This window comes from Alkalibacterium olivapovliticus (assembly GCF_003003275.1).
In the GTDB taxonomy this organism is placed as follows: Bacteria; Bacillota; Bacilli; order Lactobacillales; family Carnobacteriaceae_A; genus Alkalibacterium; species Alkalibacterium olivapovliticum.
Genome location: NZ_PVTO01000018.1, coordinates 25,128 through 47,827, shown reverse-complemented (window position 1 = coordinate 47,827; position 22,700 = coordinate 25,128). Strand labels below are relative to the sequence as shown.

The following is a 22,700-nucleotide window of genomic DNA, read 5'->3' as shown; positions in this document are numbered from 1 at the left end:
GAGTCCAGAAGTAAAGAGATATTGCTTGATTCTATAATGAAACAAATGAAAAATAAAAGGAAAATCAAAAAGATGTGAATGGAGAATCAGATGAAAAAAGTATTGGTAGTAGAAGATGATTTGTCTATTGGAAAGTTGCTTGAATATAATCTGGTCAAAGAAGGATATGAAGTAGATGTCGTGACGGATGGCAATGAAGGACTAAAAAGAGCGTTGTCCAGTGAGTATACGATTATTCTGCTGGATTTGATGCTGCCGGGAAAAGATGGCATGGATATCTGCAGAGAATTAAAGCAGGAAAAAAATGACACGCCCATTATTATGCTGACCGCTAAAGACTCAGAGATTGATAAAATAATTGGGCTTGAAATCGGTGCAGATGATTACATTACTAAACCGTTCAGTCCACGTGAAGTGGTTGCCCGGATAAAAGCTATATTAAGACGGTCGAATAAGAGTGAAGTTAAAGAGTCGTCACTAGACGTCAGCGAAGAGGAGCTCGTCCTAAATGATTTGACGATTTACCCTGATAAATACGAAGTGTACCTTAAAGGGAAACTGATTGAATTCACACCAAAAGAATTTGAGCTGTTACTGTATCTGGCCAAGCATAAAAACCGAATACTCAGCAGGGAACAACTGCTGCTGGCTGTCTGGGATTATGATTATTCTGGCGAGACTAGGATAGTGGATGTTCATGTCAGTCATCTCCGGGAGAAAATCGAAGAGAATCCGAAAATTCCTGTCTATATTAAAACGGCTAGAGGATTCGGTTATAAATTTGAGGTTCCAAAATGAAACAGCTACGGGTTCGGATTCTCGGATTTCTCACATTGACCCTGGTCGTATTTTCTATTCTTTTCATCTATATGGCGACCGCCATTATTGAAAGACAGGCATTGACTCAGCAGGGCACCGATTTAAGCGTTCAGCTTAGAACTCTGGAAAGTCAGCTGGACAGCAATGATTTAACTGAAACGGACTTGGATATGATCAGTGCACAGCTGGAGTCTACAGCTTTAGTTATTGAAGAGAGGATCACGCTGATCGGAACCGATGGAGAGATATGGTATGACACGCATGCCCCTATTGATACTCTAGAAAATCATGGGGACCGTCCTGAGATCCAGCAGGCAATTGAGGGAGAGGCGATAGGTGATTTCAGCCGAACCAGTGAAAGTACGGGGGATACCCTTTATTATGTAGCGACTCCTCTTATCAATGCCGACGGATCTGTCATTGGCTTTTTAAGGCTATCCAAACGGATCGAAGACATGTCAGGCGTAACAGATCAGCTGGTTCAGGCATTGCTCATATTTATCGTCATAGCTGTGCTGGTGGCGCTGATTTATACACAATACTGGACAAGAAAAATCACAAGACCGTTGAACAATATTAAAACAATTGCGGACGTCTTATCTTATCAGGACTACAATGTCAGGTATTATTCCTCTTCTTATAAAGAAGTCGATGAATTGGGACAGTCCATAAATAATTTAGCTGTCAATCTGAACAGTCAGATGAACGAAATTACAGAGAACGAACTGAAACTGAAAGAACTGATTAATCATCTAGTAATCGGTGTACTGGTTGTTGAGAAAGATAAAACGATCAGTATGATCAATCCCGCAATGACTAACGTATTAGGGGAAGATTTATTTGGGAAAGTGGATCGGCCTTTCTATGAGGGGTTACACAGTTCAGATTTGATAGCCATGATCGAAAAAGCAATGCAGACTCAAACAATTCAAAACAGGGAAATCCAGATGATCTATCCGAAAGAGAAAATCGTGGATGTCAACGTGGTACCAGTCATAAGCGATTCACTGGAAACCATCAATTATATCGTGCTAGTCTATGACATTACTGAAATCAGACGCCTCGAGAAGGTGAGATCAGACTTCGTAGCCAATGTGTCACATGAACTGAGGACACCTATTACAGCAGTCAAAGGGTTCAGTGAAACGCTCCTTGATGGTGCTCTTAAAGATGAAGCTGTTTTGGTGGAATTCCTCGAGATTATTTATAAAGAATCCAGCAGACTTGATGCGATGGTCAATGATATTTTACATCTGTCAAAACTTGAACAGAGGCAGGTAAGTGACGTTAGAGAAAAAGTGAAGGTCAAGGCAGTTGCAGAAGAAGTGATTCAAATACTGCACCAGAAAATCGACGCTAAACAGATTACTGTTCAGTTGACCGACCGGGATCAGGCTGAACTGACTATCGATCCGGGTCATTTAAAACAAATCTTCATCAATCTGCTGGCGAATGCCGTATCCTACACGCCCCAAAATGGTGAAGTATCCGTTCTAATTGAAAAAATAGACACTGAAGTGGTGTTGACCATAAAAGATACGGGTATAGGTATACCACAGGACCAGTTAAATCGGATCTTTGAACGATTCTACAGAGTGGACCGGGCGAGAAGTCGAAATATGGGGGGCACTGGTCTGGGATTATCAATCGTCAAGTGGATTGTGGAGAATAATAACGGGCGAATTGAAGTGGAAAGCACTGAACACAAAGGGTCTATTTTCAGAGTTATATTACCAATATCCAATTGATTAAGCTTATGAATAGTTATGTATAATACAAAATCACATTTAATGAAAGCAGATAAATTCAGGCTGCTTTCATTTTTGTTTGAAAATCTATAGATTAAAAATGAGATTTTGTGTATACTATTTTAATATAACTGATATTATAATGTTAATATAATGAGAGGAATTCGGGTATGAAATTAGGGGAGAAGATTAAAACTAGGAGAAAAGAAATAAAAATGACTCAAGCTGATCTTGCGGACGGGATTTGTACGCAGGCAATGATCAGTCGTATTGAAAAAAAGAAAGTCAGACCGAGCCGAGAGTTGATGGAAAAAGTGGCGGAACGCTTAGAAGTTTCAATTCACTACTTCTACGGGGAAGACTCTATTGAGAGCCGGTATTCTAAAACTGCACAATTATGTAAAATCATTCGTCAGCACCTGGAAAGAAGAGAGTACGAGTCAGTTTCTTATCTGATCGAATCAAATGAGGAACTGATAGAGAATACTGTCGGAGAAGACAAAGATTTTTTCGACTGGATAAAAGGTCTATTATTTGGCTATAGGGATGGGGACAATGACAAGGCCTTAGAGTATCTGATCAAAATGGAAACAGGAGTGAAAAACGGGGAACTCCGCGTTGAAGTAATCGACAGTATTGGCAATCAGTATCTCAGGAAAAAGGATTATGCTAAGGCAGAAGCCTATTATCAAAAAGGATTCGATTCATTTGCAGAGTGGATGAATCATGAAAAGAAAGCCAAGCTGCTTCTGAATTATTCAATCTGTCTGTCAAGAAAAGGCAAGTATGCGGACTGTCTGGATAAGGTCATGCAGGGGCTGGAACTCGTGATAGAGAAGAAAACACTGTTTCTGCTGGGCGATTTTTTATATTATAAGGGGTATAGCCTTGAAAATCTGGGACAAACTGAAGAGGCTGTGGAAGCATACCAGAAAGCCCAAACCATTTTTGATATCCAGCAGAACGAGAAGTATCTGCTGATCACAAAATTGGCTAAGGAAAAACTGGAACTGACACAATAGACCAGTCGGAATAGAGCCATAGACAAAAGGAACCAGCTGCTGAGGCAGCTGGTTCCTTTTTAAAAATATATTAATGCTAGCCGTTAACGATTTTTGACGTAATGTCTAACGTACGGTTAACCTGATGTTCAACTGCGCCTTTAACGTCTTCCTGCATTTCGCCTTCGCCATTCACTGTTACAGAGGTTCCGTATGGATTTCCGCCTGCTCCGAACAATACAGGATCTGAATAACCAGGAGTCACGATGATTGCTCCCCAGTGCATCATAGAGGTGTAAAGTGACAAGATCGTTGCTTCCTGACCACCATGTGGGTTCTGAGCTGAAGTCATGGCACTGACCACTTTATTGACCGTTTGTCCACTTGCCCATAATCCGCCTTGAGAATCAATGAACTGTTTCAATTGTGCAGGCATTGTTCCGAAACGTGAAGGTGCACTGAACAAAATAGCGTCTGCTGATGTGATATCGTCAGAAGAAGCTTCTGGAATATCTTTAGTTGCGTCGTAGTGTGCTTTCCAGGCTGGGTTGGATTCGATTGCGCCCATAGGTGCCAGTTCAGTGACTTTAACTAAACGGACCTCTGCCCCTTTTGCTTCTGCAGCAGCTTTAGCCCACTGAGCCATCTGGAAGTTTGTTCCTGTTGAGCTATAATAGATGATCGATAATTTTAATGACATACATCATTCTCCTTTTTAGTGTGTAATTTCAATGCGATAGTATCTCGAATTCGAACTACTTACAGTTCCATAGTAACTCAAGGAAATAACTCTGTCAACTCATTTAATGGTTTTTCCTGATAGTTGAGCAGAAAGTAAAAAAAGATAGCACCTTATAAAAGGCGCTATCTTAGTGTTAAATAAGATTAACCTGGTTGTCCAGGTATTTTTGAGTCGTGTGCTTCTTTGTTTAAGTCGTCAGTTGCTTCATCAACTTCAGCAGATACTTCTACTGCAGCCTCTTCCGCTGTATCTTTAACGTCTTCTTTCAAGTCCATTGCTTCTTTTTTGATTTCTTCAGAAGCGTGGTGTAGTTGATCACGTAATTCCTGAGCTGTTTTTGTGATCGTCAGTTTGATGTTTTCACTTGCTTCACCGGCAGTTTGCTGCATTTCACCAGATTTTACTTTGGCTTTGTCTGCATATTCACCAGCGCTTTTTTTTGATTCGTCAAACTTCATTGCGATATCATCGCGTGTTTCTTTCCCGCTTTTTGGAGCGAATAGTAAACCTAGAGCTGCTCCGATTAGTGCACCTTTTAAAAATGACATGTTAATTTCCTCCCTAACGTATGATTATTATAAGTATCTTACTATATTATAGAGCAAACAATCAATTATTTAAACGAGAAGCCCTCGAAACTAAATTATGTCAATCCCATACCCTTTTTTTCAGTGGGTCAGTCCGCGTTCTTTTCACAGTGTGTGCTATAGTTTAGTTGAAGAAAACCTGTAGACTATACATCGTTTAAATCGGTTCAAAGCCTCATCTAATCAGGAGGGATAACAATGCTTTTTATTGATCGTGAAGATGCAGGTCGTCAATTGTCAGATAAAGTAAACATTGATGACAGAGAGGAAGCAGTCGTGCTGGCTTTACCTAGAGGGGGTGTCCCTTTGGGGATCATTATGGCGAATACCTATCACGTTCCATTTGATATCATTTTATCCAAGAAAATTGGCCATCCGTTTCATTGGGAATATGCAGTTGGGGCTGTATCTGAGAGAGGGGAGCCTTTGTTCAATGATTCGGAGGTAGATCAAATCGATCCGGAATGGGTATCCAGAGAAGTTTTGGACATTCGTGAAAAAATGGCTCAACGGCGAAAAACTTACTTGCCATTCCTTCAAAAACAGGTATTAAAAGAAAAGTCTGTCATCATAGTGGATGACGGGATTGCAACTGGACTGACGATGAGAGCTGCTGTTTCAGCGGTTAGAGAAGAAGGGGCTAAAGACATAACAGTGGCCGTTCCAGTCATTCCTGAAGATACCTATCGGGAGCTGGAAAAACTGGTCGATAAAGTCATTGCTTTAGAAGTCCCTACTCATTTTTTAGGAGCAGTGGGCGCTTATTATACGGTCTTTCCGCAAGTTAGTGATGAAGAGGTCATCAGACTACTCCAGTCGGTCAGATTATTTCCTGGGTAGCGTTTAATAGGGTAAGTGTAGTAAGTAAAACCAGGCAAAAGATGTTAGATTTCGTCATCTGCTTCTTGCTGGTAACTCAACTGCTGGGCTAACTAATGTCAAATATAATAACGGACGTTTGGCTTGGTCAGTATCAGCTGGCTGAGCCAAACTTTTTATCCTTTACATTCTCCTTCATCAGCAGGGTGTGATACCATTTAAAAAGGGATCGTTTTGTCAGTGAGTCATACCAAGATGCAGATATTGAGGTCTTGTGCTAGGATAAGCGTGAAAATATGAATGAGGAGGAGTCAACTGATGAAAGCCATCGTTATCGATGCATTTGGAGGAGTAGACCAGCTTCAGTTAAAAGAAATTGACAATCCTGTATTGAAAGATGACCGGATGATTGTTGAAGTGTATGCGACAAGTGTGAATCCAGCAGATGTAAAAAGACGAAAAGGATTATTTGGCGGGAAACTGCCTATGATCGTCGGAAACGATATTGCCGGAATCGTGTCTGAGGTTGGAAAAGATGTAACAGACTTTAAATCTGGTGACCGTGTCATGGCGAACGGGGCTAAGGCTTATGCAGAATTCGTGTCAGTTAATCCTGAACGGGCGGTCAAGTTGGACGATTCCGTCTCTTTTTTAGAGGCGGCTGCCCTTCCACTTGTCGGTCAAACTGCTTATGAAGCAATCGTAACACGTGGAGAAGTCAAAGAGGGCGACCGAGTGCTGATTCATGCAGGTTCAGGTGGCGTTGGCAGCACTGCTGTACAAATCGCTAAATACCTTGGTGCGTGGGTAGCGTCAACAGCAAGTGGGAAAAATCAGGAATTGCTGCAGTCTCTGGGGGTCGACCGCCCCATAAATTATGAGAAAGAGGCATTTGACGAGGTTCTTGATGAGATAGATCTCGTCTTTGATACATTAGGCGGATCTATTCAAGCTAGAAGTGTCAACGTATTGCATCCAAAAGGAAAGCTGCTCTCTATAGCCGAGAAACCTGACAGACAGCTAAGCGGTGAAAAAGAAATCGATGCGTCATTCTTCTCAATGCGTCCGACGAAAGAAGCGCTTGAGATCTTACACAAATGGCTTACGCAAGGTGTCATCAGCCCTGTGATCTCCGAAGTTGCACCATTTTCTGAAGAGGGGATCAGAGAGGCACATGAATTAAGTGAAACGGGTCATGCCAAGGGAAAAATTATGATCAAGATGAAGTCTGAATAAGTCTTATATAGAAAAAAAAACGAAACCTGGTTTACTGGGTTTCGTTTTTTGTCTGTCTGAAGTTGTAACCGGTCAATCAAAGTAATCCAGTACGAATCTGTAAAAGACGGTTTCAGCTGGCGTGAGTTCCCGTGTATTGGGTGTGATCATGCCGACGCTTCTCTCCAGATGAGGATCCAGTATGGGGACACACTTAAGAAAGTCGGTTTCATAGTCTGTTATAGCACTGTCTGGAAGGATAGTAATGCCAATACCGGCAGCGACCATTCCTTTGATGGCATCCATATCTTCTCCTTGCGTACTGACTTTTGGGTCGAATCCTTCAGTGTGACAAGCATCTATCACCAGCTTTTCCAAAATATACCCCTTTGGAAATAAAATGAAATCTTCATCCTTCAGTTCTTTGAGTGTTATGGACTCTCTATTTGCTACCTTGTGCTGTCGCGAAACCAGCAGAAGCAGCTTTTCTGAGAACAAAATATCCCCTCTGATAGCCGGATCGTCATTGATGACCGGACCGATAAAGGCAAGATTGAGTTCTCTGGATTTTATGGCGTCGATCAGAAACTGGTAGGATCCCTGACGCAGCTGAAACTGTACGTTCGGATAGTCGCTGCTGTAAGCATTAATTAAGTTAGGAAGTAAGGTTGCAGCGAGACTGGATGGGAATCCGATTTTGATAATCCCAGTTTCTGGAGCCGTAAAATCAGCGATGTGCTGCTTTGTCTGATCGAGCAGATTGATCATATCTCTGGCATGTGTCAATAAAACATGTCCTATGGGCAACAGCTTCATGTTTCGACCGACACGTTCAAATAACTGAACCCCCAGTTCGTCTTCCAGATTACTGATTTGTCTGCTGACAGCTGACTGAGCGACATTCAAGTGTTGAGCAGCATTGGACATATGCTCTCTTTCCGCTACTTCGATGAAATAGGTCAGTTGTTTCAGTTCCATTTCTCTCAACTCCAATCTAACGTTGATTGATCTCGTTATTAGATCAAACCTATCAATTATATATATTGTACGCATAATTGGTAAGGGTTACAATAGAAGGACACTATAAAAGTGCGGACAATGAATCGATTAACTGGGGGAGAAGAAAATGACTAAGTTTAATCCCATTCACGAGGCTCAGGGCCTGTACTCGCCACAATTTGAGAGAGACAATTGCGGCATCGGATTATTTGCACATATGAAAGGACTTAAAAGTCACGATATCGTAACGAAAGGCATGGAATTGCTGATTCATCTGGATCACCGTGGGGGACAAGGAAGCGACCCCAATACAGGGGACGGGTCCGGGATCATGACTCAAATTCCCGATGCATTCTTCAGAAAGGAACTGCCACACTTTAAGCTGCCTGAATCAGGTCGGTACGGCGTTGGGATGGTTTTTTTTCACAGAGGTGATGCGAGACAAGATGAGTGGGAACATGCTATCGAAGTACTCATTAAAGAAGAGGGCCAGACCCTTATCGGCTGGCGCACAGTGGCGACAGATGCAAATCTGATCGGACTTAAAGCTCAGGACTCTGCCCCTTATGTCAGACAGGTATTCATTGGTGCATCGTCCGATGTGACAGAAACGCTGGCATTTGAACGGAAATTATATATTATAAGAAAACAGGCTGAAAAACTGGCAGATGCGAATGAGAAGGCCTTTTACTTTCCGAGTTTTTCAAGTCAGACAATCGTCTATAAAGGGCTGCTGACATCTAGTCAGGTAGATCAGTTTTACCTTGATTTGCAGGATAGAGACTACACGTCAGCCTTTGCCCTAGTACATTCCAGGTTCAGTACCAATACCGTACCGAACTGGGAACGGGCGCACCCTAACCGTTACCTGATTCATAATGGCGAGATCAATACGCTGCGCGGAAATATCAACTGGATGAGAGCGCGGGAGAAAAAATTCGTCTCTGATGCGTTTGGCGAAGACTTGAAGAAAGTCCTGCCGTTACTGGATGAATCGGGGAGTGATTCCGCTGTACTTGATAACGCACTGGAGTTTTTCACATTAGCTGGACGATCACTCGCACACTCTGCAATGATGCTGATTCCTGAACCATGGGAAAATAATCCTGACATGAGTGAGAAGAAAAAAGCCTTTTATCATTATCACAGCACGTTAATGGAGCCGTGGGACGGCCCAACATCCATTACTTTTACAAATGGGAAACAGATCGCTGCTTTACTGGATCGAAATGGTCTGCGTCCTGCCCGTTATTACGTTATGAAAGATGATACGATTATTTATGCATCAGAAACAGGGGTCATTGATATCAATGAAGAAGACGTTGTCTCAAAAGAGCGTCTGAGCCCGGGGAAAATGCTGATGATCGATCTGGAACAGGGCCGTATTATTCCGGATGAAGAGTTGAAAGAACAGGTCATCAGTCAGGCACCCTATGAAGACTGGCTATCTGAGGAAGTGGTGTATTTGAAGGAAGCTGAAGCGGATGATCAGTCAGATTTGATTCCTGATTTTGTTCAAAGACAGAAAGCCTTCGGGTATACGACCGAAGATATCGAAAAGTATTTAAAACCACTGATTGAAAAGGGGAAGGATCCAATCGGCGCGATGGGGATCGATACGCCATTAGCCGTCATGTCGGATCGTCCGCAATCATTATTTTTATATTTTAAACAGCATTTTGCTCAAGTGACGAATCCACCAATAGACGCTTACCGTGAACAGGTCGTTACGTCCACTCTGACCTGGCTTGGACCTGAAGGGAATCTGCTTCATTCCGGTAAGAAAGAAAGCAACCGGATCAGTCTGGAAACACCGGTCATTAATCACAGTCAATTTAAACAACTGAACCAAATGAAAAACGACAAATATAAATCGATCACGCTCAACACCTTATTTACAGCCGATTTGTCAAAAAGTCTTAAACAACTGCAGGCACAAGTTGAACAAGCTGTGGAGTCGGGAGCTTCTCTTATCGTTTTAAGTGATTATGATATGGATGAAAATCATCTCTCTATTCCGATCCTGCTAGCGGTCAGCAGTGTCCATCAGCATCTGGTACGTAAAGGATTAAGAACACAAGCTAGTCTGATCATTTCAAGTGGCGAGGTACGGGAAGTCCACCATTTTGCTGCACTGATAGGCTACGGTGCTGATGCCATCTACCCTTATCTAGCATACGAAACGATCCGGAATGAAGTGGCAGAAGGGAATTTTGAGACCACATACGCTGAAACAGTTAAAAAATACAGACAAGCCTCTACTGAAGGGGTCATTAAAGTCATGTCCAAGATGGGCATCTCAACGATTCAAAGTTACAGAGGTGCTCAGATTTTTGAAGCGATCGGTATCGGTGAGTCTGTTATCTCAGACCATTTTACTGGAACAGCATCACAACTGGACGGCATCGATCTCGACACGATCGCACTGGAAGCCAGGATGCGTCATGAACAAGGCTATCAGGAAGAACTGTATAAATCGCTTGATTCCGGAAGTGACATGCAGTGGCGAAAAGGCGGCGAGCGCCATGTCTACAACCCACTGACCATGCATAAGCTGCAGTGGGCTGCCAGAAGAGAGGATTACAGTTTATATAAAGATTACTCTCAAGCAATCAATAAAGAACACAATGGATTTATCCGTCATTTATTTGATCTGAAATCAGACCGGGAGCCAATTGCGATAGAAGACGTTGAATCAGTCGAATCGCTATTTAAACGGTTTAAAACTGGGGCCATGTCGTTTGGCTCTCTTAGTCCGGAAGCACACGAAACCTTGGCCATCGCTATGAACCGTATAGGCGGCAAGTCCAATTCAGGAGAAGGTGGAGAAGATCCTGCACGGTTCACAAGAGATGACAATGGAGACTGGAGAAGGAGTGCCATTAAACAGGTCGCTTCAGGCCGATTCGGGGTAAACAGTCATTATCTGGTCAATGCCAATGAACTACAGATCAAAATGGCGCAGGGAGCGAAGCCTGGTGAAGGCGGACAACTCCCTGGGGAGAAAGTATATCCATGGATTGCAAATGTTCGGAATTCGACCACTGGAGTAGGTCTGATTTCACCTCCTCCGCACCACGATATTTATTCGATAGAAGATCTCGCACAGCTGATACATGATTTAAAAAATGCGAACCGTAAAGCGAGAATCAGTGTGAAACTGGCTGCAAAAGCTGGAGTCGGGACCATTGCTTCAGGTGTGGCAAAGGGGAATGCAGACCTTATATCAATCGTCGGATACGATGGTGGGACAGGGGCTTCACCTAAAACCAGTATCCGTCACGCTGGTCTGCCTTGGGAATTGGGGCTGGCTGAAACGCATCAGACACTGCTTATGAACGACCTCCGCGGACGCGTGACACTCGAAACAGATGGAAAACTCCTGACAGGCAGAGATGTTATCCTGGCGGCCTTAATAGGGGCTGAAGAGTATGGATTTGCGACTGCTCCACTGGTTGTTTTGGGATGCGTCATGATGCGTGTCTGTCACTTGGATACGTGTCCGGTGGGTATTGCTACACAGAACCCTGAATTGCGGAAAAAATTTATGGGGAAACCAGAACATGTCGTGACCTTTATGACCTATATTGCTCAGGAAGTAAGAGAAATAATGGCAGAATTAGGTTATACCAGAATAGAAGACTTAGTCGGAAGAACCGATTTGCTGGAGTTTGGTGACTGGGCCAAATCACACTGGAAAGCGTCACAGCTGGATCTAAGCCGTATTCTTTATCAGCCAAAAGGACAAGCCCGACTAAAGAAAACAAGTCAGAATCATAAAATAGATCAGTCACTCGATTTGGTGACGATTTTACCTCAAGTAAAAGAAGCAATCAGGACTAATGAACCCGTCCAGCTCGATTTAAATGTCACGAATATGAACAGGGTCATCGGAACAATTGTCGGAAGTGAAGTCTCGCTTGCACACGGTTCTGCCGGATTACCCGAAGACACCATCGTGTTGAATTGTAATGGGTCCGCCGGTCAGAGCGTCGGGGCATTTTTGCCGAGAGGCATCACGATAATGGTCCAGGGCGATACCAATGATTACGCTGGAAAAGGGTTGTCTGGCGGAAAACTGATCGTTACCACATCAGAAAAAGCGACATTTGAGGCAAGTCAGAATGTGATTACCGGAAATGTGGCATTTTATGGCGCCACAGATGGAGAAGCGTACTTGAATGGACTGGCGGGTGAGCGATTTGCAGTCAGAAACAGTGGCGCTACCTTAGTTGTTGAAGGGATAGGCGACCATGGATGTGAGTATATGACAGGCGGTCGTGTAGCCATTCTGGGCGAAGTAGGCAAGAACTTTGCTGCCGGCATGTCCGGTGGGATTGCTTATGTATGGAGCACCAACCACAGCACATTTGAGAAACGGGCTAATGGGGAACTGGTTAATTTTGAATCCCTTACAGAAAAAGATCAGCAGGAACTGAAAGGGATGCTTAAACAGCATGTAGCCTATACACACTCTTCTAGAGCGCGCGATCTTTTAGCAGATTGGGATCAGTCAGTACAGGACTTCATCAAAGTCATTCCGTTTGAGTACAAGGAAATCACGTCGAGAATCGAATCTTACATGTCAGACGGGTCAAGTGAAGAAGAAGCTAAAATGAGCGTATTTATGGATAATAAAGCAGAACAGACAGATAAAGAACACATCAATGTTCCCAGCTGATTGAATGGAGACGAAAGGAGCGCACAGATATGGGAAAGAAAACAGGATTCATGGAATTTGACCGTGAATATGTAAAAGAACGGGATCCAAAAGAGCGGATTAAGGACTGGAATGAGTACAAAGACCGGACACCTGATGAACAGACTCAGCGTCAGGGCGCCCGGTGCATGGACTGCTCTATTCCGTATTGTTCTATGGGGACAGAAATCGAGGGAGCGACGACAGGCTGCCCAGTCTACAACCTGATTCCTGAGTGGAATGACCTGGTGTATAAAGGGAAGTGGAAAGAGGCGCTCGATCGACTGATGCAGACAAATAATTTCCCGGAATTTACCGGACGAGTCTGCCCGGCTCCCTGTGAAGGGGCCTGTACTGTAGCGATTTCGGATGACGCTGTAGCCATCAAGGATATTGAGCGTTCGATTATTGATAAAGGCTTCGAAATGGGCTGGATCCAGCCACGGAAACCTAAAAGAAAAACGGGGAAAACCGTTGCCATCATTGGGTCCGGACCGGCTGGGTTATCGGCAGCTGATCAGCTGAATCAGGCGGGACACAGCGTGACGATATATGAACGAAGTGAGCGGGCTGGTGGTCTGCTTACTTATGGTATCCCGAATATGAAACTGGATAAGAAAGTGGTTCAAAGACGGATCGATCTGCTTGAAGCAGAAGGGATTAGCATTGTATTGAATACGGAAGTGGGAGTAGATATTTCAGCTGAAGAGATAGAAGAGTCATTTGATTCAGTTATTCTCTGTACTGGAGCGACTAAACCGTTTGATCTCCCTATTCCAGGCCGAGAGCTTGGCGGGGTTCATTTTGCGATGGATTATCTGACGCAGTCAGTAAAAGAATCAATTGGAGATTCAGCAATTAAGTCTGAGTTGAATGCAAAAGGGAAAAATGTGATTGTCATCGGTAGTGGAGATACAGGTGCGGATTGCGTAGCGACAGCCCTAAGGCAAGGAGCGAAAAGCGTCAATCAATTTGCGAGAAGCCTTCAGTTTCCCTTTAAACGCGAGAAATTGAATGCCTGGCCGGCTTATCCTAAAGTTTTCACACTGGAATATGGACATGAAGAGGCAAAAGAACTGTACGGTGAAGAGATTCGGGAGTACCAGATTCAGACCAAAGCATTTATGGGGACAGAATCTGGTCACGTCAAAGGCCTTTATACTGAACGCGCTCAAAAGATCAGAGATGATGAGCGCCGCATGATTGTTTATGAAGAAGTTCCTGATTCCGGAGAAGAATGGGATGCTGATCTGGTCCTTTTAGCGATTGGATTTGAAGGGGCTGAAGATAGTCTGCTATCTGCTTTCAACGTGGAAACTGACAGAGGAGCCGTAGCTGCAGAATACGGGAAATTCACAACCAATCGCAAAGGCATATACGCTGCAGGTGATGCTAGACGCGGACAGAGTCTGATTGTCTGGGCTATCAATGAAGGGCGCGAAGCAGCTTATGAAGTGGATCGATTTCTGATGGGGAAAAGCATATTACCGACTGTTCTGGCTGTCTAAAATATCGGCTGGATACTTAAATGAATATAGAAATAGTGCCTGCTTGGCTGAGATCGTTCAGTCAGACAGGTTTTTTTTGTTTGAAATTGAATTGAATCACCCCTATTGTCAGCTGAAATTGAACAAGTCGTGTCGAATGACAACCAGATAAAAAGCAATAGATTAGAGATATTGGCTTGTTATGATAAGTATTCGTGTTTCTTAAATAAATTTTAAACAAGCTCGTATATACTGTAAAAGAGTTAAGATTGTGAAATTAGACTAGGAGGACAATCGATTGGATATTGGAATTGATAAGATTGGGTTTTATACCCCTAATGTTTACGTAGATATGGAAAAGTTAGCTGAGGTCAGAGGAGTCGATCCGGCTAAATATACAATTGGTATTGGCCAGGAAAAGATGGCCGTCGCTCCTTTACATCATGATTCGGTTAGTCTTGCTGTCAACGCAGCATTGTCTATTTTGGATGATGAAGACAAAGAAAAAATTGATTTTGTATTGTTCGGATCAGAATCGGGAGTCGATCATTCTAAATCAGGTGCGGTATGGGTGCATAATTTAACAGGTATTCAAAAAAATGCCCGTTGTGTTGAGCTCAAACATGCCTGTTACGGTGCCACTGCAGGTATTAAACTGGCTATGGGACACATTGCGTTGAATCCGGATAAGAAAGTCCTGGTTTTAGGGGCCGATATTGCGAAATACGGACTGAATTCAGGTGGCGAACCCACACAAGGCGCAGGTGCTGTTGCAATGGTCATTTCTTCAAATCCACGTATTTTATCATTGGATAATGACAGTGCATCGATGACAAAAGATATTTCAGATTTCTGGAGACCACTGTACTCTGATTTTCCTATTGTTGATGGAAAATTCTCAAATGAAGCGTATCTGGGGTTATTAAAAGATGTCTGGGGCACGTATAAAGAGCAGACAGACCGTGAGCTAAGTGATTTTGAGGCGATGTGTTTCCACTTGCCGTATACTAAGATGGGCAAAAAAGCTATCCAGGCTATGACGGAAGGCGCGGACGAAAGTGAAACGAAGCGACTGATGAATTCTTATCACGACAGCATTTATTACAATAAACAAGTTGGAAATATCTATACCGGTTCTCTTTACTTGAGTTTACTGTCTCTGCTTGAACAGGGACCTGAACTGAAAGAGGGGGCGCGACTGGGTCTGTACAGTTATGGATCTGGCGCAGTAGGAGAATTTTTCAGCGGTGTCTTAAAATCTGATTACAAAAAACACCTGCATAAAGAATCACACGAATCTGTACTGGATGACCGACGTGAGTTATCGATCGAGGAATATGAGTCTATTTTAGGGAGAGCGTTACCGAAAGATGGAACCGATATTGAAATCGACAATGAACAGGTCAATATAGGAAAAGCTTACCTTGAAGCTGTTAAAGGGGATATCAGAAAGTATACAATTAAATAAAAAAAGTAACGGTCAGTCACCTTAGTCAGGGGGCTGATCGTTACTTTTTGTCAGGTTGTAAGTCAAAGAGTGCCCTCATTCATAGTCTTCCATGCTGTCGAGTATCTGCTGTTTGGCTACTTCCAGCATACCAAGAGCAGTCAATTGTGAATCTGAGCTTTGATATGTTTTTACTAAATTATGTTGATCGAAGCTGACAACGACTAGATATTTACTGTTCAGAAACGTTTCTTGATAAGTATTCAAAAATTCTTCATTGCTCATTCCACGCATTTTTTTCGTCTTGCTTCTGATAGATCCATGCTAGACCCTCCTTTTAGTAGTAAAACGTAATGATTACGATTATAGTGCCTAATCTCTCTAATAGCAAGCGACAGTTAATTTATATGAGAGGGACTTGAAATGATAGAGGATGTGTAGTAAACTTCTAAAACGTAACAATTACGATTTGTAAACTATAAGGAGGAATGGCAATGGCAGTACCTAAAAGGAAAACATCAAAGTCAAAACAAAGAAAGAGACGCACTCATAAGGGCGTTAATGTTCCTGGAGGATTATCATTAGATTCAAGTACAGGTGAGTATAGAATGAGCCATCGTATATCAAAAGAAGGCTACTACAATGGAAAGAAAGTACTTGAGAAATGAAGTGGGAGGAGAGAATAATTATTCTCTTCTTTTTTTTTGAGAAAAACTATATTTTATTTAAAAGGCTTGACAGATTTTAAATTAACCTGTAATGTTATAAAACGTAATGATTACGATTTAGAAAAGACGGATGAAATATGAGAAAGAAATTTATTAATGTATCAATTTTTTTAAGTGCGGCACTTTTATTGGCGGCTTGTGAAGGGACTTCGTCAGCGGATACATCGTCTCAAACAGACGAAGATACAACTAGCGAAGAAGTGGACAGCGATACAAGTTCAGCAGATGTTTCAATAGACTTAATGGGACTTGCAGAGCATTATCACACTGGAGATGAAGTTGAATTGGTTGCCAGCGCGGAAGGCGACACAACTGAAGAGAACTGGCACTGGTACACACGTGAAAGTGATGAAGATGAATGGGAAGTCCTGCAGTAGCAGACCACTGATCGTTTTTCAAGAGAAGCAACAATGGACGGGCTACATATTAAAGCAGCTTTAGTTGACGAGGACCATGAAATTATAGCAGAATCTGATCCAGCAGTTGTTTCTATAGATGATCATCATGGCAGCGATGAGCTGACTAGACGCATATACAGCGGCTTTTTCTATAATGATGAAATAGGAGACAGAGAGTTGACTGACTGGGCTGGTGACTGGCAATCTGTTCACCCTTACCTTGAATCTGGGGCCTTAGACGAAGTATTTGAAGCAAAAGCAGCGGACAGTGACAGCATGGACTTCGACGAATATAAGGATTATTACGCTATTGGTTATGAGACAGATGTGGAGCGCATGGTTATAGACGAGGACTCGTTTACTTTCTATGATGAAGACGGCAATGAACATACAGCTGAATACGACTATGATGGATATGAAATTCTTGATTATGCTCGTGGAAACCGTGGCGTACGATTTGTCTACGCACGAACAGACGACAATGAAGACATGCCGGCATTTATTCAGTTCAGTGACCATATTATTGCTCCTCAAGAATCAGATCACTTCCACCTTTACTGGGGCGATGACAGAGATGAATTGCTTGATGAAGTTACAAACTGGCCAACGTATTACCCATCTGACTACACTGAAGAAGACTTAGTCAGAGATATGCTGGCACACTAAAGTAAAGAAAGTCACACAATTGTCCGGATCACTCTAAAAAAAGGAGAAGGAAATTATGGCTAAGAAAAGTAAAATAGCAAAATTGAAAAAACAACAAAAAACCGTAGAAAAATATGCGGCCATTCGCAAAGAATTGAAGGAAAAAGGCGACTACGAGGGGCTTGCAAAACTACCTAGAGATGCATCCCCAACCCGTCTGCAAAATAGAGACAGAATCGATGGCAGACCAAGAGGTTATATGCGACAATTTGGCATGTCGCGAATCAACTTCCGAAAACTGGCACATGAAGGAAAAATCCCCGGGGTCAAAAAAGCAAGCTGGTAGTTCTGATGGGTCAAAAGAAGGTCAATATGAAGGAGTCCTTATCATGGATAAGAAAATACCTGTTACGATTATTACTGGATTTTTGGGAGCTGGTAAAACAACCTTGATAAACGCTTTGCTGCACCAGCCCCACGAGGAGAAAATTGCCGTTATTGTGAATGAATACGGAGACGTTGGAGTGGATTATAATCTTGTAGTGAATGTTAAAGAAGAAGTGTATCAGATGAACAATGGTTGCCTCTGCTGTACATTGCGGACCGACTTATCTGATATGCTGCAGACTATCTTTACTATACGCGAAGAGCAGAATGTACCAATCGATCGCATCGTCATTGAAACAACCGGTCTGGCTGAGCCGGGACCGATTGCTCAGACATTTATGCGCACACCATTTTTGCAGGACCATTACGAGATCGATTCAGTGATCACTCTGGTAGATGTTACCAACGCTTTATACCAACTAGCTCATTACGAAGAATCAATCGACCAAATTGCATTTGCGGATAAACTGCTTTTAACTAAAGTAGAGGATGCAGATGGTCAGATGCTTCGTTTACTGGAAGATAAATTAGCTCATCTAGATCCATTTGCGGCTATCGGAAGGCTTGACCTGGCAGAAATCGAAGTAACGGATGTATTAGGCCTGAAACTCTTTGATGAACAAAAAGTGGCGAGACCAACTGATGTTGAACTAGAAGAAGAGGAAGAAGATCATCACCACCACCACGAGCATCCTGATCACGGTGAACACGGGCACGATCACCATCACCATCATGACCATGATCATACACATTCTGAAGGGATTGTGACACTGTCTTTGACCACTACAGATCCTATTCACCCGACGATGATTGATATGTGGATGAATGAGCTGATCATGACATTCGGTATGGATTTATTAAGATATAAGGGTGTTCTTCAGTTGTATGGAGATTCAAACCAGATTATCTATCAAGGTGTGAATATGACCTTTAAAGCTGAACGAGGCGAACCTTGGGGTGAGAGACAACGAGAATCTGTACTGGTATTTATCGGGAAAAATTTGCCGGTTGAAGAAATGAAACAGTCGTTTAAGAATTGTGTGTTAACTAAAGAGGTAAGGGAAGAACTGAATATTAGATAACGAGGTAGTTAAACGAATTTTAGTCTAAAGGAGTGACTTACTATGGCTGAAAAAACAGATGTATCAACAGCCTATCGTATGATGAAAAGTCCGAATAAAAAAACAGCACGAAGAGGGCTTAAGATCATCAAACAAGTTAAGCGAGTAAAGAGAGGGATAAAATAGCATGAGAAAAAATATCACACTCGAATGTGTCGAAACGGGAGAACGGTTATACATCACCAGCAAGAATACCCGGAACAATCCGGATCGTCTGGAACTGAAAAAATATTCTCAGAAACTGAGACGTAAAGCGCTTTTTAGAGAAACGAAGTAGACAATTAGTCAGTTAAAAATCTATGGGGCAGGAGGTAACAACTCTTGACTCATAGATTTTTTTATTGGCTGAAGCATTAATTTAAACCTCTTCGGATTTAGTTTTGGGGTTCAATAACCGCTGTTTCTACCTCAGTCATCAGACTCTTTTCGAACAGTCAAACACACTTATTTGGCTCAAATTTAGTCATAACTATTGACGCGATATACAATCTAGTGCAAAATAACTAAGAGCTATTGCATAGACAAATGAGATGAGAGGACTTGGCTGATGAGACAAATAAAAGGATTGATAATGGGTTTAAGTGCGGTTCTACTTTTAGGAGCATGTGGAACAACTGACACAGGAACTGAGGAAAATGGCGATGAGGAAATCGATGAACTGGTTTTAGGGTATTTTCCATCTGCTGATGTAGAAAACATGGCTGCTTCTGCAAGACCACTTGAAGAATATCTGTCTGAGCAGCTGGATATTGAAGTGACAGGACAGGTCATGACAGACTATACTGGATTGATCGAAGCGATGCGTAATCAGAATGCAGACGTTGCATTCTTACCGCCATTTGCTTATGTCCAGGCAGAAGAACGTGCGAATGTGGAGGTCTTGTTAAAAGCGATCCGTGACGGGTCGGAGTCTTACGTTGCCCAGTACAATGTTGCTGCGGATTCCGAATTTGATTCGATTGATGATCTGGTAGAAGCGGAAGGACTGGTCTGGGCCTTTACCGATTACACTTCTACATCAGGCTATCTGTTCCCTGCTCAGCAGTTGATGGATCTGGGTATAGAAGATTTGGACAGTCAGTTTACAATGATCGATGTGGGAGCGCACGACAGTGCCCTTCTTTCAGTACTCGACGGACAAGCAGATTTTGCAACCACCTTTGAAGATGCCCGTGTCCGTTTGGAAGACGAGATTCCTGACATTTATGAACAAATCAGAGTGATCGGGACCACTGAAGAAATTCCAAACGCCACATTATCTGTTAGAAGTGAGTTGCCGGAAGAATTGAAAGAGAGAATCGCAGAGGCTTTCCTTAACATGAATGATGATCCGGAAATGCTGGAAGTACTGAAGGACGTTTATAATTGGGAAGGGTTCGCACCCGCTCAGTCGTCGGACTACGATGTGGTTCGGGATGTCTACAGTCAATTTGAAGAGTTAATAGAAGAATAAAGAAAAATCTGTTAGTTTGAGACCGTTATTCCTTTCATAAAGGAAGATCTGGCAACTCTTACTAACAGGTTTTTTAGTAAAACAGGAAAAAAAGTAGAGGGATGGCGATGGCAGGCACAAAATTCATTACTTTTAATTTGGCGACTTCCAAAATATTTAAGCCCAAAGCCAAGATCAGAATAGACCCGACTGCATTGATATCATTAATCATAACATCGGTCAGAATGACATCCAGTCCACTTGCAAAAAGTGTAATGGCTCCTTGATAAAGAAAGACCAATACTCCAGAGAAAATGACACCTACACCTAAACTAGATGCCAGTATGATGCTGGTAATGCCGTCCATTAGAGCTTTTGTCAGTAAAATCGTGTGGTTCCCGGTCAGACCGCTTTCAAGTGGCCCCACAATAGACATGGCTCCAACGGCCATAATCAGACTACCCATGACAAATCCTTTAGAAATAGGGGCCGAACCGTTTTTTGCTGGAAACCGATGCTCCAGTGAGGTGCCCATTTGATGAATCCGTTTGTCGAGATCGATGATTTCGCCTATCGCGGCACCGATGACCAGGGATAAAATGATATATATCGTATTTTCACCGGTCATCATACCGGTGATCCCGATATAAATCGCACTGAGGGCCAGTGCTTTCATTAATGCTTTTTCAATTTTTAAAGGAATGCCTTTATTGACGAATAATCCAATCGTCCCGCCAATGAAAATGGCCAGCGCATTTATAATAACTCCAAGAAACATAGATAAAGACTCCTTTGCACAAATAGTTAGCTCTATCCCATTATATAGAGCAGATAATGGACTTACAAATAAATTTTTGATGATGAAATGGGCGGTAATATGTAGGACTCACTCGAATTCTGATCTTCAGTTCTACATATAGACGGAAATAAGGTGGACTCGAGTGGAAATTACCTGTCGAGAGATACAAATAGAACAGTTATTGGTAGGACTCGATTAGCCAGTAGGTGTTGAGAGCGACAAATAAAAAAAGATAGGGATGACTCAAGAGATCTCAGTCAGTGAGCCCAACATAAAAAGGGGCTATAAGTAGCACTCGACTAAGAGGCTCAAGTTGACTACTACAAATAATGCAAGATAAGGGGGACTCACCAGTCAATTTTGGAGCGAGTCCTACAAATGACCAGCCTATATGTAGTACTGAGCGAAAAGCTGATGACGAGCGGTACATATGCTCCGCAATATGTAGGATTCAAGCAAAACGTATTCAGACTAACAAGTAAATTGGAGGTTAAGCCAGACAATACGGCCTCAGTATCAAATGACGAAGGAACTTTCTCTATAGAAAAAGGATGAGGCACATGGCCTCATCCTTTCATATGCGTTAGACGATCGTATATGAAATCGTCTGACATCCATCAGAATGTTTAAGTAACTTATTTATTGGGCTGCATATGAGCCGATGTTTAAAATAGTACTCTACCTTTCTATTATACAACAGTCTAATCCAAAAGTACGCAAGCGATTACAACATGAGAAAATTATTATTTTCTTCATCGGGCGTTGGGAAAAACTGAGAACAATCGAAATAGAACGAAAAAAATAGTATACTGATTAAAGACGAAGTAGACCTAGACATTATTAAGGAAAGAGGAACAAAGCGTGATTGAATTTAAAGATGTTTCCTTGATCTATCCTAATCGAGTGGAAGCCCTCAAAAATATTGATCTGACAATAGAAAAAGGCGAATTTGTCGTCATCGTGGGCATGTCCGGTGCAGGAAAGTCTACGCTGATGAAGTGTATTAATCGCATGGTCGTGCCGACGGGTGGAGAAGTGATTGTTGATAATCAGATCGTCTCCCAGTTAAAAGAATCGAAATTAAGACAGTTAAGAACTCAAATTGGCATCATTTTTCAGGATTATAATCTGGTCAAACGCATGTCTGTTTTACGAAATGTGATGGTCGGAAGACTCGGTCATACGTCTACGTTTAACAGTCTGATCAGTCGCTTTCCTCAAGAGGATCTTCAGCTGGCAATGAAAAATTTAAAACGGATCGGGATCGACGAGAAAGCCTACGTTCGCTCTGACCAGCTCAGCGGCGGTCAGCAGCAGCGTGTCAGTATTGCACGTGTTTTGACGCAGCAACCTAAAATCATTCTGGCCGATGAACCGGTCGCGTCGCTAGATCCGCCAACGTCACACCAGGTCATGCGAGACCTCAAACGGGTGAGTAAAGAAGACGGATTAACGACAATCGTGAACCTGCACTTTATCGATCTGGCAATGGAATATGCTGACCGCATCATTGGCATGCGTGAAGGGGAAATTGTCTTTGACGGACCAATCGCAGAAGTAACAGAAAAAACATTTGAAGAAATTTACGGCAGACCTATTCGGGAAGAAGAAAAGAGGGGGGACTAGT

General features: G+C 42.6%; 22 protein-coding genes. 17 read left to right on the top strand and 5 right to left on the bottom strand.

All coding sequences use genetic code 11. The features are described from left to right. The first annotated feature begins 90 nt into the window (after positions 1 to 90). The 3 genes from CLV38_RS09245 to CLV38_RS09235 all read left to right on the top strand — a co-directional run bounded on the left by CLV38_RS09245 (position 91) and on the right by CLV38_RS09235 (position 3,589). Entirely contained in the window at positions 91 to 798 is a 708-nt protein-coding gene (locus CLV38_RS09245) for a response regulator transcription factor (protein WP_106194541.1), read from the top strand. Further along, a complete protein-coding gene (pnpS, locus tag CLV38_RS09240) occupies positions 795 to 2,567 on the top strand; it encodes a two-component system histidine kinase PnpS (protein WP_106194538.1) in 1,773 nt (590 codons plus the stop codon). The genes CLV38_RS09245 and pnpS overlap by 4 nt, the downstream gene beginning before the upstream one ends. Positions 2,568 to 2,737: 170 nt before the next feature. Next, positions 2,738 to 3,589: a helix-turn-helix domain-containing protein gene (locus tag CLV38_RS09235; protein ID WP_106194535.1), complete on the top strand. Its 852-nt coding sequence runs from the start codon at positions 2,738 to 2,740 to the stop codon at positions 3,587 to 3,589. 76 nt (positions 3,590 to 3,665) lie between these two features. Here CLV38_RS09235 and wrbA read toward each other — a convergent pair whose 3' ends face one another. Next, on the bottom strand, positions 3,666 to 4,268 hold the full coding sequence (wrbA, locus tag CLV38_RS09230) for an NAD(P)H:quinone oxidoreductase (RefSeq protein WP_106194532.1): 603 nt from the start codon (positions 4,266 to 4,268) through the stop codon (positions 3,666 to 3,668). A gap of 185 nt (positions 4,269 to 4,453) precedes the next feature. Next, positions 4,454 to 4,858, bottom strand: coding sequence for a YtxH domain-containing protein (locus CLV38_RS09225; protein WP_106194529.1), 405 nt, complete (start codon positions 4,856 to 4,858; stop codon positions 4,454 to 4,456). Between the two features lie 237 nt (positions 4,859 to 5,095). Here CLV38_RS09225 and CLV38_RS09220 point away from each other — a divergent pair, with 237 nt between their 5' ends. Beyond that, positions 5,096 to 5,737 (top strand): phosphoribosyltransferase, encoded by a 642-nt coding sequence (locus CLV38_RS09220; RefSeq protein ID WP_106194526.1) that lies wholly within the window; start codon positions 5,096 to 5,098, stop codon positions 5,735 to 5,737. A 297-nt stretch (positions 5,738 to 6,034) separates the two neighbouring features. Then, a complete protein-coding gene (locus tag CLV38_RS09215) occupies positions 6,035 to 6,952 on the top strand; it encodes an NADP-dependent oxidoreductase (RefSeq protein ID WP_106194523.1) in 918 nt (305 codons plus the stop codon). A gap of 72 nt (positions 6,953 to 7,024) precedes the next feature. On the opposite strand, the gene gltC is transcribed toward CLV38_RS09215, so the two are convergent. Further along, entirely contained in the window at positions 7,025 to 7,909 is an 885-nt protein-coding gene (gene gltC / locus CLV38_RS09210) for a glutamate biosynthesis transcriptional regulator GltC (protein WP_106194520.1), read from the bottom strand. Between the two features lie 148 nt (positions 7,910 to 8,057). Between gltC and gltB the strand changes: the two genes are divergently transcribed. The 3 genes from gltB (at position 8,058) to CLV38_RS09195 (ending at position 15,584) form a co-directional block, all read left to right on the top strand. Beyond that, positions 8,058 to 12,611 carry a glutamate synthase large subunit gene (gene gltB / locus CLV38_RS09205; RefSeq protein ID WP_106194517.1) on the top strand — a complete coding sequence of 1,518 codons (4,554 nt, stop codon included), beginning with the start codon at positions 8,058 to 8,060 and terminating at the stop codon, positions 12,609 to 12,611. A 29-nt stretch (positions 12,612 to 12,640) separates the two neighbouring features. Beyond that, entirely contained in the window at positions 12,641 to 14,137 is a 1,497-nt protein-coding gene (locus CLV38_RS09200; protein WP_106194513.1) for a glutamate synthase subunit beta, read from the top strand. Positions 14,138 to 14,414: 277 nt separating this feature from the next. After that, on the top strand, positions 14,415 to 15,584 hold the full coding sequence (locus CLV38_RS09195; RefSeq protein ID WP_106194510.1) for a hydroxymethylglutaryl-CoA synthase: 1,170 nt from the start codon (positions 14,415 to 14,417) through the stop codon (positions 15,582 to 15,584). 75 nt (positions 15,585 to 15,659) lie between these two features. On the opposite strand, the gene CLV38_RS09190 is transcribed toward CLV38_RS09195, so the two are convergent. Next, positions 15,660 to 15,857: a hypothetical protein gene (locus tag CLV38_RS09190; protein ID WP_106194507.1), complete on the bottom strand. Its 198-nt coding sequence runs from the start codon at positions 15,855 to 15,857 to the stop codon at positions 15,660 to 15,662. A 200-nt stretch (positions 15,858 to 16,057) separates the two neighbouring features. Here CLV38_RS09190 and rpmF point away from each other — a divergent pair, with 200 nt between their 5' ends. The 8 genes from rpmF (at position 16,058) to CLV38_RS09160 (ending at position 20,295) form a co-directional block, all read left to right on the top strand. Continuing rightward, positions 16,058 to 16,231, top strand: a complete 174-nt coding sequence (rpmF, locus tag CLV38_RS09185; protein WP_106194504.1) for a 50S ribosomal protein L32 — start codon at positions 16,058 to 16,060, stop codon at positions 16,229 to 16,231. Between the two features lie 137 nt (positions 16,232 to 16,368). After that, entirely contained in the window at positions 16,369 to 16,668 is a 300-nt protein-coding gene (locus tag CLV38_RS13880; protein WP_211295456.1) for a hypothetical protein, read from the top strand. Between the two features lie 33 nt (positions 16,669 to 16,701). Then, a complete protein-coding gene (locus CLV38_RS09180; protein WP_211295455.1) occupies positions 16,702 to 17,355 on the top strand; it encodes a ZinT family metal-binding protein in 654 nt (217 codons plus the stop codon). A 55-nt stretch (positions 17,356 to 17,410) separates the two neighbouring features. Beyond that, a complete protein-coding gene (rpsN, locus tag CLV38_RS09175; RefSeq protein ID WP_106194501.1) occupies positions 17,411 to 17,680 on the top strand; it encodes a 30S ribosomal protein S14 in 270 nt (89 codons plus the stop codon). Between the two features lie 43 nt (positions 17,681 to 17,723). Continuing rightward, positions 17,724 to 18,803 carry a CobW family GTP-binding protein gene (locus CLV38_RS09170; RefSeq protein WP_245920577.1) on the top strand — a complete coding sequence of 360 codons (1,080 nt, stop codon included), beginning with the start codon at positions 17,724 to 17,726 and terminating at the stop codon, positions 18,801 to 18,803. Between the two features lie 42 nt (positions 18,804 to 18,845). Continuing rightward, positions 18,846 to 18,968, top strand: coding sequence for a putative metal homeostasis protein (locus tag CLV38_RS13745; protein WP_170068862.1), 123 nt, complete (start codon positions 18,846 to 18,848; stop codon positions 18,966 to 18,968). Between the two features lies 1 nt (position 18,969). After that, complete coding sequence (rpmG, locus tag CLV38_RS09165) at positions 18,970 to 19,119, top strand: 50S ribosomal protein L33 (RefSeq protein ID WP_034298739.1); 150 nt, start codon at positions 18,970 to 18,972, stop codon at positions 19,117 to 19,119. 270 nt (positions 19,120 to 19,389) lie between these two features. Beyond that, complete coding sequence (locus CLV38_RS09160; RefSeq protein ID WP_106194498.1) at positions 19,390 to 20,295, top strand: phosphate/phosphite/phosphonate ABC transporter substrate-binding protein; 906 nt, start codon at positions 19,390 to 19,392, stop codon at positions 20,293 to 20,295. A 73-nt stretch (positions 20,296 to 20,368) separates the two neighbouring features. On the opposite strand, the gene CLV38_RS09155 is transcribed toward CLV38_RS09160, so the two are convergent. Beyond that, positions 20,369 to 21,052: a DUF554 domain-containing protein gene (locus CLV38_RS09155; protein ID WP_106194495.1), complete on the bottom strand. Its 684-nt coding sequence runs from the start codon at positions 21,050 to 21,052 to the stop codon at positions 20,369 to 20,371. An 882-nt stretch (positions 21,053 to 21,934) separates the two neighbouring features. On the opposite strand from CLV38_RS09155, the gene phnC reads away from it, so the two are divergent. Beyond that, complete coding sequence (phnC, locus tag CLV38_RS09150) at positions 21,935 to 22,699, top strand: phosphonate ABC transporter ATP-binding protein (RefSeq protein WP_106194492.1); 765 nt, start codon at positions 21,935 to 21,937, stop codon at positions 22,697 to 22,699. Position 22,700 lies beyond the last annotated feature (1 nt).

Coding starts and splice junctions, on each gene's coding strand:
- CLV38_RS09225 (WP_106194529.1), bottom strand. CDS start 4,858: ATGTCATTTTTAAAAGGTGCACTAATCGGAGCAGCTCTAGGTTTACTA.
- CLV38_RS09180 (WP_211295455.1), top strand. CDS start 16,702: ATGGACGGGCTACATATTAAAGCAGCTTTAGTTGACGAGGACCATGAA.
- CLV38_RS09160 (WP_106194498.1), top strand. CDS start 19,390: ATGAGACAAATAAAAGGATTGATAATGGGTTTAAGTGCGGTTCTACTT.
- CLV38_RS09235 (WP_106194535.1), top strand. CDS start 2,738: ATGAAATTAGGGGAGAAGATTAAAACTAGGAGAAAAGAAATAAAAATG.
- CLV38_RS13745 (WP_170068862.1), top strand. CDS start 18,846: ATGGCTGAAAAAACAGATGTATCAACAGCCTATCGTATGATGAAAAGT.
- rpmF (WP_106194504.1), top strand. CDS start 16,058: ATGGCAGTACCTAAAAGGAAAACATCAAAGTCAAAACAAAGAAAGAGA.
- CLV38_RS09215 (WP_106194523.1), top strand. CDS start 6,035: ATGAAAGCCATCGTTATCGATGCATTTGGAGGAGTAGACCAGCTTCAG.
- CLV38_RS09155 (WP_106194495.1), bottom strand. CDS start 21,052: ATGTTTCTTGGAGTTATTATAAATGCGCTGGCCATTTTCATTGGCGGG.
- gltC (WP_106194520.1), bottom strand. CDS start 7,909: ATGGAACTGAAACAACTGACCTATTTCATCGAAGTAGCGGAAAGAGAG.
- CLV38_RS09245 (WP_106194541.1), top strand. CDS start 91: ATGAAAAAAGTATTGGTAGTAGAAGATGATTTGTCTATTGGAAAGTTG.
- pnpS (WP_106194538.1), top strand. CDS start 795: ATGAAACAGCTACGGGTTCGGATTCTCGGATTTCTCACATTGACCCTG.
- rpmG (WP_034298739.1), top strand. CDS start 18,970: ATGAGAAAAAATATCACACTCGAATGTGTCGAAACGGGAGAACGGTTA.
- rpsN (WP_106194501.1), top strand. CDS start 17,411: ATGGCTAAGAAAAGTAAAATAGCAAAATTGAAAAAACAACAAAAAACC.
- gltB (WP_106194517.1), top strand. CDS start 8,058: ATGACTAAGTTTAATCCCATTCACGAGGCTCAGGGCCTGTACTCGCCA.
- wrbA (WP_106194532.1), bottom strand. CDS start 4,268: ATGTCATTAAAATTATCGATCATCTATTATAGCTCAACAGGAACAAAC.
- CLV38_RS09170 (WP_245920577.1), top strand. CDS start 17,724: ATGGATAAGAAAATACCTGTTACGATTATTACTGGATTTTTGGGAGCT.
- CLV38_RS13880 (WP_211295456.1), top strand. CDS start 16,369: ATGAGAAAGAAATTTATTAATGTATCAATTTTTTTAAGTGCGGCACTT.
- CLV38_RS09190 (WP_106194507.1), bottom strand. CDS start 15,857: ATGCGTGGAATGAGCAATGAAGAATTTTTGAATACTTATCAAGAAACG.
- CLV38_RS09220 (WP_106194526.1), top strand. CDS start 5,096: ATGCTTTTTATTGATCGTGAAGATGCAGGTCGTCAATTGTCAGATAAA.
- CLV38_RS09200 (WP_106194513.1), top strand. CDS start 12,641: ATGGGAAAGAAAACAGGATTCATGGAATTTGACCGTGAATATGTAAAA.